We start from the raw sequence: 11,901 nt of genomic DNA on the forward strand, positions 1-11,901 counted from the left end.
GGGCTGCTGAGGGCTGCGATCCCGATCGACGTCGAGCGCCGTTCAGTTCGCGCCCGCCTTGAGCGCCTCGTAGCGGTCTTTCGTGATGCCGCGAGCGTCGTAGAGGAATGCCGCCAGTTGCCAGATCGTCGCGTCCGATTGTGTTTTGCCGAACGAGGGCATCGCGGTCATGTCGACGCCATGCTTGATCACCCAGAACATCAATGGCGGCTTGTTGCGGCGGCTGGCCGCGAGCAGTTGCGGCGCGGACGGCTCGATGCCCTGCCCGACCGCGCTCAGCGGGCGGTCGGGCGCACCATGGCACAGTGCGCAGGTCGAGTCGTACATGCGCGCGCCGGCGCGGATGTTTTCGAGCGACATCAGATCGCCCGGCGGCAGATCCTTGCCGCCGTGGCGGTGCAGCGATGCTTCATAAGTTCGATGCAGCAGCCACGCGACGGCCGCATTGTCCTTCGAACTGGCCGATACGTCGTAGATACCGGAATAGACGAACGCGATGGCCGCGACGGCGGACAGCACGAGCAATGCAACCGCCGTCGCGACGACGGTGGCGAGTCGGGAACGAGTAGACATGCGCGGGGGCCTTTGTGCGTGAAGGTTTCGAGCGAGCGACGCACGATCGTAAGACGCGCTGCTTTGCTGTTCGCGGTCGCGCAGATTACCGTTCCGTTATCTTTGCCCGCACACGGTGAGCGCGCTTGCGGCGCGCGATCCGTGTTTTTCAATGCGCACGCACCCTGCGCAGATGCGCCATGGCTAGGGCGATTCGCGCGGCATGCCTTGCCAATAGAGGTTGAAACCCATCAGCGACGTCAGCGCGTGCGCCGCGTCTTTCATTCCTGCGCCGACTTCGGCCATCGACGGCACTGGCGCATTGTCGATGCGCTCGATATAAGGCGTCGGCTCGAAGAACCGCTGCCGGCGGAAAGCATCGATGCGCATCGGCGGCTCAACCTGGCCATGTCGGTGCCCGTTGCGATCGGCGAATCGCTTTATTACCCGGGGCAGTTCGGCGAATATATGAAAGCCGATGCATGCTCGATCGTACAGGCGGACGTTGCGCGCATCGGCGGCATTACGCCGTGGCTGAAAGTCTCGCATCTGGCCGAAGCACTGAACCTCGATATCTGTCCGCATTTCCTGATGGAACCGCACGTCAGCGTGTGCGCGGCGGTGCCGAACGCGAAGTGGGTCGAGTACATTCCGCAGGTCGATTCGCTCGCGCATTCGCGCGTACGCATCGACGAAGGCTACGCGTACGCGCCGATCGAGCCCGGCATCGGCATCGATCGGAACCGGGATGCGATTCGCCCCGCGCAACATGTGGAACACGCGGTGAATGCAGCCGACGCACTTGCCTGAGGTTTCGTCGGCATGGTGCGCCTCCCCTGTATGCAAGCGGCAATCCGGGTACGATAGGCGCTCCTCGAACTCATGCAACGGAGCTTTGGATGCGCAAGATGGCCATGCTGATCGGTATCGCGCCGGAGAAAATCGCCGAATACAAGGCGCTGCACGCGGCGGTATGGCCTGCCGTTCTCGCGCGGATCCGGCAGTCGAATATCCGCAATTACTCGATCTTTCTACGCGAGCCGGAGAATCTGCTGGTTGGATATTGGGAATATCACGGCGACGATTTCAATGCCGACATAGCGGCGATCGCGGCGGACCCTGAAACGCAGCGCTGGTGGGAGCTCACCGCGCCTTGCCAGACACGGCTTGCGAGCGCAAACGATCACGAACAGTGGTCGATGATGGAGCAGGTGTTCGATCTCGACGCCTGATCGTCAGCACCAGCCGGCGCGGGCCGGACGGCGCAACGCCGTGCGCCGGTTCGCGTCGCGCCCGACATCTCCAAAGCTGGGCCGCCTAGCCGCGCGACGGCCGGTTGAAGCGCTGCTCGACCACCGGCTGTCCCCAATGCATGCCTTCGGCTTCATGCGTGAGCACGAAGCCTTCCGATTCGTATAGATGGCGCGCGGCGTCGAGCCCTTTGAATGTCCATAGAAACGTCTCGTCGAAGCGCGCATCGACGTAATCGAGCGCCTTCGCGAGCAGGCGGCGCCCAACGCCGGTGCCGCGCACTGCATCGTCGACGATAAACCAGCGCAGGTGCGCTTTGCCGGTCGCCTCGTCGCCGTCGATCGCGATCGACGCGAGCGTGCGGCCGTCTTCCACGTAGCACCACAACTCCTTGCCGCTTGCGGGCAACCGGTAGGCGAAGTCGGCCAGTTCCGATGCGACGCGCCGCTCGAAAAACGCGCCGAAGCCCGACTCGCGCGCGTAGTAACGCCCATGCAGGGCTGCTATGTCGCCGATGCAGCCGGGCCGGTAGCCGGTCTCGATCTGCGCGGTCGGCACGAGTACCGGCGCGCCGCGCGCCGTCCTGCCGGCGTCGTTATCGAGCGCGAGCGCGTCCGCATAGAGCGCGAGCGATCGCACGAGCGCCTGCTGGTCCTCCGGCACGAGCTTGCGCAATGCGTTCGACACCTGGTCGGTCGCGAAGCGGTCGATCTTTCTGCGCAGTTTTTGCCCGGCTTCGGTCAGATAAAGCAGCGACGAACGCGCGTCGTCGCTCGAGGCCTCGCGGTAGACAAGGCCCGCTTCCTCGAGCTTCGCCAGTTGCCGGCTCGTATTCGATTTGTCGAGCCGCAGCAAATTGGCGAGGTCGCGCGCCGGCATGCCCGGCGCGCCGCCGATCTCGAGAATCGCGTGGCAGGCGGACGGCGCGAGCTCGCTGTTGGCGAGCGTCGAGCGCATGAAGCCGAGTTCGCGCACGAGTTTGCGCGAGAATTCGCGCAGTTCGAGGATCGTGCGGTCGCGCGGTTTTTCGGGTTGTGCGACGTAATCCATCGTGAGTCTCCTGTTTATTGCTGCGATCCAGCCGCTTCTTTTTGGTTGCGATGCGCAACCAATATAATTGCGCATCGCAACTTGTTCAAGCGGTTTTTTACAGGAGACTTTTTAAAGTGGCCGGAGCCGAGTCGCGACCGCGAAGCACAAAAGCACGCGCGCGGTATTCAACCGTTCGGGAACGGCTGGATACCGCGCGCTTCGAAATGGCTCGTCGCCCGCGGACGGACACGCTCGTTGCGTCAGTCAGGCATGCCCTGCCCACGCGTTTCCGGCAAAAACCACGGCAGCACGATACCGATCACATAAACGGAACCGAGCGCCATCGCCGCTTGCGGCACGCCGCCGAACGACTTGATCATGCCGCCCGCGATGATCGGAAAGACCCATGCGATCAGCCGCGCCGCGTTGAACACGAAGCTGATCGCAGTCGAACGCACGGTACTCGTGAACAGTTCGCACGGATAGATCGCCATCCACACGTACGCACAACCAAGCGTAAAGAAACCGTTGACCGGTGCGACGACCATCATTGCTTCGACGCTACCCGTGAATCTGTAGGTAATCACCGTCGTCACGAGCGAGCCGACGAAGCCCAGCGACAGAAACGCCTTGCGGCCGATCGCATCGATGATGAAGCCTGCGACCATATACGCGACGATGGCGCCGATCGTGTACGAGATCGAAACCTTCGAACCCCACGACAGCGGATCGGCAATATGCTCGGCTTTGGCAATGGCCACTGTATGCGTCGGCAGCCAGCTCGAGATCGCCCACCAGCCGACCGTCGTGACGATCGACAGCACGAGCAGAATAACGGTGCGGCGCGCGGCCTCGCGCTCGTTGAACAGTTGCGTAAGCGTGAAAGGCCGCTTGTCGCCGTGCGTGAGCGCATTCGCGCCGCGTTGCGCAGACGCGGTTGCCGATGTCGCGTTCCAGCGCTTCTCGCGCACCGCGCGCTGCCATTTCTCCGATTCGTTCACGCCACGCCGTATGTACAGCACGAATAGCGCGGGCACCGCGCCGAGCGCGAACATCAGCCGCCAGGTTTCGGCGCCGAGCGGATGCAGCGTCGACATCGCGTACCAGACGACCGCCGCCGTCAGCGTGCCCCAGCCGAAGCCCGATTGCAGAAAGCCGGCGCCTTTCGCCCGCGCTTGCTCGGGCCACGTCTCGGAAAGCAGCGCAATGCCCGTGCTCCACTCGCTGCCCATCGCGAGGCCCGTCACGAAGCGCAGCGCGCACAAGGTCCAGACCGTGTCGGAGAACGCGGTGAAACCGGAGAAAAGTGCGTATAACAGGACCGACCACAGCATCATGCGCTTGCGGCCGACGTAGTCGGCGAGAATGCCGCCGACAAGGCCGCCGATGCCCCAGCCGAGCAGCGTGATGCCGATCACAACCCCGGCATAGATGGTCGAGGATGCAGCCTGTGCCGGCGTCAATACCGAGTGCAGCATCGGCGCGAGCACGACGACGAGCACGAGCGCCTCATAGCCGTCGAAGATCCAGCCGAGAAAACTCGCGCGCAGCACGCGCCAGTGCATCGCCGTCAAACCGTCGTACCAGCGGCCGCGTGAGCCGACCGCAATGTGCCCTTGTTCCATCTCGCTTTGTCTCCAATGTACTTGCCTGCGTGCTGCCGCCGTTCTGCGTCGGCTTATCGCGTTTCTCTTTTATCGCTGTCCGAACGACGCGCCGCTGAACACCTTGTTCACGCCACGCGGTTCGCTGCGCCAGTATTGCGGCGGCGCCGTCACGCTTGCGCCGAGTTCCGCCGCCGCATGCCATGGCCAGCGCGGATCCCACAACACCGCGCGAGCCAGCGCGATCAGGTCGGCCTCGCCGCTGCGAATCGCGTTGTCCGCTTCGGCGGCCTGCGTGACGAGCCCGACGCCCACCGTCGTCATACCGGTGGCCTCGCGCACCGCTTTCGCAAATGGAATCTGATAATGAGGCCCAAGCGGGATTTTCTGCAACGGCGACAAGCCGCCCGTCGACACGTCGATCCAGTCGCAGCCCAGTTGCTTCAGGCGTTGCGCGAGTTCGATCGTCCCTTCGAGATCCCAGCCGCCGTCCACCCAGTCGGTCGCCGAGACGCGCACGCCGAGCGGCTTGTCCGCGGGCCACGCGGCGCGCACCGCCTCGAACACCTCGAGCGGAAAGCGCATGCGGTTTTCGAGCGAGCCGCCGTATTCGTCGCTGCGCCGATTCGACAGCGGCGACAGAAACTGGTGCAGCAGGTAGCCATGCGCGAAGTGCAATTCGATCGCGGCAAGTCCGACGCGCGCGGCGCGCCGCGCACTTGCTGCAAACGCGTCGCGAATACGCCGCAAGCCGTCGCGGTCGAGCGCGGCGGGCGTCGCTTCGCCGTCGCGTTGCGCGACCGGCGACGGCGCGACGGTCTGCCAGCCGCCGTTTTCGACGGCAATCAGCGTGCCGCCGCGCCACGGCGGTTCGCTCGATGCCTTGCGCCCCGCGTGGTTCAACTGGACGCCGATGGGCATGTCGCTGAATTCGCGCACGTCGTCGAGGACGCGCGCGAGCGCGCGCTCGTTGTCGTCCGAATAGAGGCCGAGGCAGTGCGGCGTAATGCGGCCCGCCGCTTCGACCGCGGTCGCTTCGAGCAGCATCATCGCCGCGCCGCTCTGCGACAGATTGCCGACATGGATGCGATGCCATGCGCTCGCCGAACCGTCGATCGCGCTGTACTGGCACATCGGGCTGATCACGATACGGTTCGCGAGTTCGAGCGGACCGAGCTTCAAAGGGGAGAAAAGGGTTGCGTCCATCGATGCGATTGAGTTCAACCGATTGAATGAAATGAAATCCGCGGACGAGCCGATTGCGCGAGGCTGTCGCCGGTCATGCTGCGGTCCCGGTTGTCCGTATGGGCTTCGCGACACGCGATGGCTCGCCGCGGCGAACGCCGCCTGCGATCGTCCGCACCGCGACGCTGCACGGGTTATAGAATGCGGTTTGGCGCACGATTTGAGAATTTCTGATTATTCAGTGCAGCCATCGTCAATCGAGATGGATAGCCTCTGGCCGACACTCTGCCGCGAGGACCACCGAGAAACCAGGGGAAACCCGCACACAAAGGGCGTTAGAGCATGCGCATCCCGGAGGAGCGTCCGCTGCGTTTCGATATCGAGTCGCTGCGGATTTTTGTCGCCGTCGTCGAAGAAGGCAGTATCGCGGCAGCATCGGGACGCATGCATCTGGTCGCGTCGGCGGTCAGCAAGCGCGTGTCGGATCTCGAAGCCGAGGCCGGCACGCCACTGCTCTATCGGCATAGCCGCGGCGTGCTCGCCACGCCGGCCGGGGACGCACTCTATCATCACGCGAAGCGGCTCGTCGAGCATCTGCAGCAGATCTCCGACGAGTTGTCCGAATACTCGCAAGGCTTGCGCGGCCATGCGCGGATCTACGTGAATTTCACTGCGATGGTGCTGTACCTGCCCGCGGCGCTGAACTCGTTCTTGCATGTGAATCCGCAAGTGCGCGTCGATATGGTCGAGAAGACCAGCGACGAAGTCGTGCAGGCGATCTCGAGCGGCGTCGCCGACCTCGGCATCTGCGCGGCGTCGCGCGACGCGCTCGGCGACCTGCAGGTGCGGCCGTATCGCGTCGACAAGCTCGTCCTGATCGTGCCGAAGGCGCATCGTTTCGCCGACCGCGCGCGCGTCGCCTTCGACGAAACGCTCGACGACGATTTCGTTTGCATGCCGTACGGCACGTCGATCCCAAAGCTGTGCCGCGCGGCCGCCGAACGCGCAGACCGGCGCATGCGCGTGCGCATCGAGGTGACAAGCTTCGAGGGCGTGCGCAACATGGTCGGCGCGGGCCTCGGCATCGGGGTGCTGCCCGAACAAGGCGTGATGCCTTATCTCGAGTCGGCGGGCATACGCGCCGTCGAACTCGAAGAACCGTGGGCGTTCCGGCCGCTCGTGATCGTCGCGCGCAACTTCGACACGCTGCCGATGCCGGCCCGCATTCTTGTCGATCATCTGCAGAAGGAAGCGGCCGCCGTGCCGACCGCGGAATCAACCACCGGGCCGCGCGCGACGTGACGATCCGAAAGAAGAACTAGACACGGCTCAAACGCGACATTCGAGGCGCGGTTCTGCACCCCGCCTCACGTCGCTCGCATGCCCCTTCCGTTCAGGCGAGTCGTGCAAGAAACGATCGCACCGCGCCGTTGAAAAGCGCGGGCCGTTGCAGCGGCGCGAAATGACTGACGCCTTCCAGTACCACCCACTGCGCACCGCGAATGCTGCGGGCAAGATATTCAGCGTGTTCGCGCTTGATGAATTCGTCATGCTCGCTATGCGCGATCGTCACCGGCACGCGAATTCGCGCGAGTTCATGCACGCTCCAGTTCGGCTGCGTCTTCTGCATCGTGCTGACTGCTTCGACGAAAGCGTCGAACTGCTGCGGCGTGGCCGAAAGCTGCGCATAGTCCTTCGCATGCCTCGCAAAGCAGTGGTCGATCACCGGTGTCGCGACAAACGGCTTCGCACCACCGGGGTCCATATTGCAGCCGAAGAAGAACACGCCCGCCACGCGCTCGGGCGCTTGAGCCGCGAGTATCAGCGAGGTGCATGCGCCGTCGCTCCACCCGATCAACGCAGCGCGTTCGATACGCAGTGCATCGAGCACCGCGCGGACGTCCGATGCCATCAATTCATAACTGTATGGCCGCGCGTCGCGCGTACTGCGTCCGTGTCCGCGGCTGTCGATCGTGACGACGTAGTGCCCTGCCGCCACTAACGCCGGGACCTGGTAACCCCAATTTCCGCTGTGACCGAGGCCGCCATGCAGCAGTACGACTGGCGCGCGATCGCCGTGCCGCCCGCAAGCGGCATACCAAATCCTTGCTCCGTCATGGTCGACGTGGCCTTGACGCCGGCTCGCCGGTAACGGCGGTGCGCCCGCGGCAGCGAACCGCGCGAGGTCGTCGTCGAATGAGTCCATGCTGACCGTCTCCGTGTGCTTTGTCTCGATGCTTTTGTCTTCGTGTCTCGTCGGGTCTGCCTGCGATTTCTTTCCTGCGCAGGAATTCGCGCGCATGTCCGGTGTTATGCCACATGCCATGCACGTTTAAGGCCGTTCACGAATGACGAACGACACCCATGGCACGCAATCGGAATGCGTTTCTAACCGGAGAAAATCAGTTATGCCACCACTCTACACGATGATCAGAACCGCCACCGCACTCGGGGCGTTGCTTGGCGCGGCGAGCGTGTACGCGCAGACGATGGAGGCTGCGCCTGCAAGCCCGGGCGCCACCGTCGATGCGAGCACTGCGAACACCGCGAGCACCACTGCCGCCGCTTCCGCGCGGATCCCGTTGCGCGGCATACCCACGGGGCGACCGGTCAGCAAAGAGACGCTTACACCCGAGGCGTTCACGGCACTGCTTCAGGCGAAATCTCCGGCGCTGCTGCAAATCGCGGGCACGCCAAAGTGCACCGTCAACATCTCTTCGCTCGGCTACCACACGATCGGCGGAGCCGGCGAACCGACCACCGCCGCTACCGCGGTGATGGAGCCTTCCGGTTCGGCCGCCGGCTGCTCGGGCACGCACCCTGTCGTGCTCTACGGGCACGGCACGTCGACGGACAAGAACTATGACTCGACCAATCTCAACGGCGATATCGACGGCGAAGACGACGCACTGCTCGTCGCCGCCGTCTACGCTGCGCAAGGGTTTACTGTCGTGATGCCGAACTATGCTGGCTATGCGGGTTCGACGTTGCCCTATGCGCCGTTTCTGAATGCAGACCAGCAGTCTGCCGATATGATCGACGCGTTGCGCGCCGCACGCATCGGATTTCCTTCGGTGCTGCTCGACAGCATCTTCGACAAACTGTTCGTAACCGGTTACTCGCAAGGCGCCCACGTTGCACTGGCTACGTTGCGCGCGATGCAGCAATTGCCGATCGAGTTCCGCCCCGCGGCATTCGCGGCGGGGAGCGGACCGTACGCACTCTCGCATCTCGTCGACGAGGAAATCGACGGCGCCCCGAGCGCCTCCGCGCCGTTGCTGTTCGATCTGATTGTCGCCAGCTGGCAGCACGCGTACAACAACGTCTATCGCGTGCCGACCGACACGTTTGCCCCGCAATACGCGGCGCGCGCGCCCACCCTTCTCCCCGGCACGGCGCCCGAAACGACGCTGTTTGCGGAAAACGCGATACCGGCGACTGCGCTGTTCCAGACCGGCTCGCTGCCGCCGCCGGATCTGTCGAATCCGGATACGGCCCTCGTTGTGCAGTCGGGCTTCGCTCCGGCCAATTTCTTTCTGAACACGAGCTTTCGCGAGCAACTCGTAGCCGACGTCGCCGCCAACCCGTGCAGCGACGCGACAGGCCAACGAATTGCGAACTGCGCGCCGGCGACCGGTCTTCGCCAGGACGCGTTGCGCAACGACCTGCTCGACTTCAAGCCTGCCGTTTCGGTGCAAGTGTGCGGCGCGCATTCGGATAGCGTCGTGTACTTCTCGAACACGCAGATCGCCACGAAGTTTTTTCAGCAGGAAGGTGTGGATGCATCGAAGCTGACCATGATCGACGTCGACCCGGGCAACGCGGCGCCATCCGGGCCGTTCGCGGCGCTGCAGGCGGGATTTGCCGCCGCACGTGCACAGGAAGCCGCACAGCTCGGCAATACGCCCGCTGCGCAGTTGCAGCTGTCGGCCGATATCCATACACTCGCCGCGCCCTTCTGCGTAGTCGCCGCGCGCAGCTTTTTCCAGAGCTTCAAGTAAGGAGCGCGCTCGAGACCTGCGCGGCATCCCGGTCGCAGGCGGCGAAGTGTGGGGGCAACTTCGCCGTCCGAGCGTTTCAGGTGCGCGTCATTTCGGCTGCGCGACGTAACGCAGATACGGCTTCAGCGTCCTGAAACCTTGCGGATACTTCTTGTGCGCATCGTCGTCCGATACCGAGGTCGGGATGATCACGTCGTCGCCCGGCTTCCAGTTCACCGGGGTGGCGACCGTATGCTTCGCGTTCAGTTGCAGCGAATCGAGCAGACGCATAACTTCGTCGAAGTTGCGGCCGGCGCTCATCGGATAAACGAGCATCGCCTTCACTTTCTTGTCCGGACCGATCAGGAATACCGAACGTACGGTCGCGTTGTCGACGGCAGTGCGCGTGCCGCCGCTCGCGTTCGGGTGAATCATGTCGTATAGCTTCGCGACTGCCAGGTCAGCGTCGCCGATCAACGGGTAATTGACCGCATGGCCCTGGGTCTCCTCGATATCCTTGAGCCATTTCTGATGGTCCGCCACCGGGTCGATGCTAAGCCCGATGATTTTCGTATTGCGCTTGTCGAACTCGGCTTTGAGGCCGGCCATATAGCCGAGTTCGGTCGTGCAGACCGGCGTGAAATCTTTCGGATGCGAAAACAGGATGGCCCACTTGTCGCCGATCCAGTCGTGAAAACGGATCGTCCCCTCGGTAGTTTCGGCAGTGAAATCGGGTGCCTCTTCTCCTAAACGAATCGACATTTTCCAGCCTCCTTGGGTTGAGCGCGTCGGTGTCGTTAATACCGCCGTAGACGCGAACGCAGATAGCGGCTGTTTGAATTGTAGTCAGGTTGCCGGCAAAGAAATCACGTTTGACGCCTTGTTTTTGGGGACTTTCGTGCGGCTCATGCTTGAAGCAGAGGCAGAATTGCCGATACTTCGGACGAAAGCCGCGCTCGACCGTTGACCGTGAGGGTTTCGTGCGTCCGGTTACTGCGCCCGTGCGTGACAAGCGCTTCACGGCGCGCGCGTCGCGCTGCGTACCTTCGCCACGGCCTTGGCGCTGACCGCCGGCGCAGCGTTGTTCCAGTTGCCGCGCACGAAAGTCAGCACGTCCGCGATCTGCTCGTCGGTCAGCATCGCGTGGTACTTCGGCATCGGATATGGCGCAGGCACGCCACCGATCACAAGCGCGCCAGTGCCGTTCAACGTGACGTTGATCAGCGAGACGGGATCGGGCTCGAGCACGTTCGGATTGCCTGCAAGCGGCGCGAGCCAGGGCGCCGCGCCCAGTCCGCCCGCGCCATGGCAATGCATGCAGTAAGTCGCGTACGTATGCGCGCCCCGATTGTCAGGCATCGCGGCCAGCACCACCCGCTCGCCATCCGGATGCGGCGCATACGGCGGCCCATCGTCGCTGCGGCCGCCCGGCAGCGATTTGATGTAGCGAGCGATCGCGCGCGTGTCTGCATCGGTCAGCGCCTGCGTGCTGTAGTTGATCACGTCGGTCATCGAACCGAATGCCGTTGCGTGCGCATTCGCGCCCGTGCGCAGGAACGTATTGAGGTCGTCCTCGCTCCAGCGTCCGAGGCCCGTGTTGTGGTTGCCGGTCAGGTTCGACGCAAACCAGTTCTCGAGCGGCGCGCCCGTCAGGAACGCGCGCCCGCTTTCGTCGAGCGCTTTTTCCTGAAAGCCGATGCCGCGCGGCGTGTGGCAGGCGCCGCAATGGCCGAGGCCTTGCACGAGGTACGCACCGCGATTCCATTGCGCGTCCTTGCCGGCTTTCGTCTGGTAACGCGCGTTGTCGAGAAAGACGATGTTCCAGAGCTTGAGCGGCCAGCGCATATTGAGCGGCCACGGAATGTCGCTCGCGCGGTTCGCCTGTTTGACCGGCGGCACGCCCTGCATGAAGTACGCGTAGAGCGCCTTCATGTCGGCATCGCTGACTTTCGCGTACGACGGGTACGGCATTGCCGGATACAACGCATGACCGTCCGGCGCGACGCCCTCACGCACCGCTCGTGCGAAATCGGCTTCGCTGTAGCGGCCGATGCCGGTCTCGCGGTCCGGCGTGATGTTCGTCGAAAAGATGCGACCCATCGGCGTCGTCATCGGCAGGCCGCCGGCAAACGGCTTGCCGCGCGGCGTCGAGTGGCAGGCGAGGCAGTCGCCGGCCCTGGCGAGATATTCGCCGCGCGCGACCAGCGCGGCATCGGCCTTCGCGCCTTGTGCGCGACACGTGGCCGGGAGGCCGCCGCACAGCACGACAAGCGCTGCGGCAACCATTTGCACCAGGC

12 protein-coding genes are annotated in these 11,901 nt (G+C 63.9%); 4 read left to right on the forward strand and 8 right to left on the reverse strand.

The window, feature by feature from the left end; translation table 11 throughout:
* Nucleotides 1-42: 42 nt before the first annotated feature.
* Nucleotides 43-573, reverse strand: a complete 531-nt coding sequence (locus QYH69_RS02730; RefSeq protein ID WP_308830388.1) for a cytochrome c — start codon at nucleotides 571-573, stop codon at nucleotides 43-45.
* Between the two features lie 183 nt (nucleotides 574-756).
* Nucleotides 757-942, reverse strand: coding sequence for a hypothetical protein (locus QYH69_RS02735; protein ID WP_308830635.1), 186 nt, complete (start codon nucleotides 940-942; stop codon nucleotides 757-759).
* Nucleotides 943-954: 12 nt separating this feature from the next.
* Between QYH69_RS02735 and QYH69_RS02740 the strand changes: the two genes are divergently transcribed.
* Together QYH69_RS02740 and QYH69_RS02745 are read left to right on the forward strand one after the other, a co-directional pair.
* Nucleotides 955-1,362, forward strand: a complete 408-nt coding sequence (locus QYH69_RS02740) for an enolase C-terminal domain-like protein (protein ID WP_374992341.1) — start codon at nucleotides 955-957, stop codon at nucleotides 1,360-1,362.
* 89 nt (nucleotides 1,363-1,451) lie between these two features.
* A complete protein-coding gene (locus QYH69_RS02745) occupies nucleotides 1,452-1,784 on the forward strand; it encodes an L-rhamnose mutarotase (RefSeq protein ID WP_308830389.1) in 333 nt (110 codons plus the stop codon).
* Nucleotides 1,785-1,869: 85 nt separating this feature from the next.
* On the opposite strand, the gene QYH69_RS02750 is transcribed toward QYH69_RS02745, so the two are convergent.
* The 3 genes from QYH69_RS02750 to QYH69_RS02760 form a co-directional block, all read right to left on the reverse strand.
* Entirely contained in the window at nucleotides 1,870-2,853 is a 984-nt protein-coding gene (locus QYH69_RS02750) for a helix-turn-helix domain-containing GNAT family N-acetyltransferase (protein ID WP_308830390.1), read from the reverse strand.
* Nucleotides 2,854-3,095: 242 nt separating this feature from the next.
* Nucleotides 3,096-4,460, reverse strand: coding sequence for an MFS transporter (locus QYH69_RS02755; RefSeq protein ID WP_308830391.1), 1,365 nt, complete (start codon nucleotides 4,458-4,460; stop codon nucleotides 3,096-3,098).
* A gap of 69 nt (nucleotides 4,461-4,529) precedes the next feature.
* Nucleotides 4,530-5,645 (reverse strand): NADH:flavin oxidoreductase/NADH oxidase, encoded by a 1,116-nt coding sequence (locus QYH69_RS02760; protein WP_308830392.1) that lies wholly within the window; start codon nucleotides 5,643-5,645, stop codon nucleotides 4,530-4,532.
* Nucleotides 5,646-5,966: 321 nt separating this feature from the next.
* On the opposite strand from QYH69_RS02760, the gene QYH69_RS02765 reads away from it, so the two are divergent.
* Nucleotides 5,967-6,926, forward strand: a complete 960-nt coding sequence (locus QYH69_RS02765; protein ID WP_308830393.1) for a LysR family transcriptional regulator — start codon at nucleotides 5,967-5,969, stop codon at nucleotides 6,924-6,926.
* A gap of 91 nt (nucleotides 6,927-7,017) precedes the next feature.
* On the opposite strand, the gene QYH69_RS02770 is transcribed toward QYH69_RS02765, so the two are convergent.
* The gene (locus QYH69_RS02770; protein WP_308830394.1) at nucleotides 7,018-7,830 is read right to left on the reverse strand and encodes an alpha/beta hydrolase; all 813 of its coding nucleotides are present in this window, start codon (nucleotides 7,828-7,830) and stop codon (nucleotides 7,018-7,020) included.
* 202 nt (nucleotides 7,831-8,032) lie between these two features.
* Here QYH69_RS02770 and QYH69_RS02775 point away from each other — a divergent pair, with 202 nt between their 5' ends.
* A complete protein-coding gene (locus QYH69_RS02775; RefSeq protein WP_308830395.1) occupies nucleotides 8,033-9,625 on the forward strand; it encodes an alpha/beta hydrolase in 1,593 nt (530 codons plus the stop codon).
* Nucleotides 9,626-9,712: 87 nt separating this feature from the next.
* Here QYH69_RS02775 and QYH69_RS02780 read toward each other — a convergent pair whose 3' ends face one another.
* Nucleotides 9,713-10,366: a peroxiredoxin gene (locus QYH69_RS02780; protein WP_308830396.1), complete on the reverse strand. Its 654-nt coding sequence runs from the start codon at nucleotides 10,364-10,366 to the stop codon at nucleotides 9,713-9,715.
* Between the two features lie 255 nt (nucleotides 10,367-10,621).
* Entirely contained in the window at nucleotides 10,622-11,890 is a 1,269-nt protein-coding gene (locus QYH69_RS02785) for a cytochrome c (RefSeq protein ID WP_308830622.1), read from the reverse strand.
* Nucleotides 11,891-11,901 lie beyond the last annotated feature (11 nt).

The organism is Paraburkholderia sp. SARCC-3016 (genome assembly GCF_031119615.1).
Classification (GTDB): domain Bacteria; phylum Pseudomonadota; class Gammaproteobacteria; order Burkholderiales; family Burkholderiaceae; genus Paraburkholderia.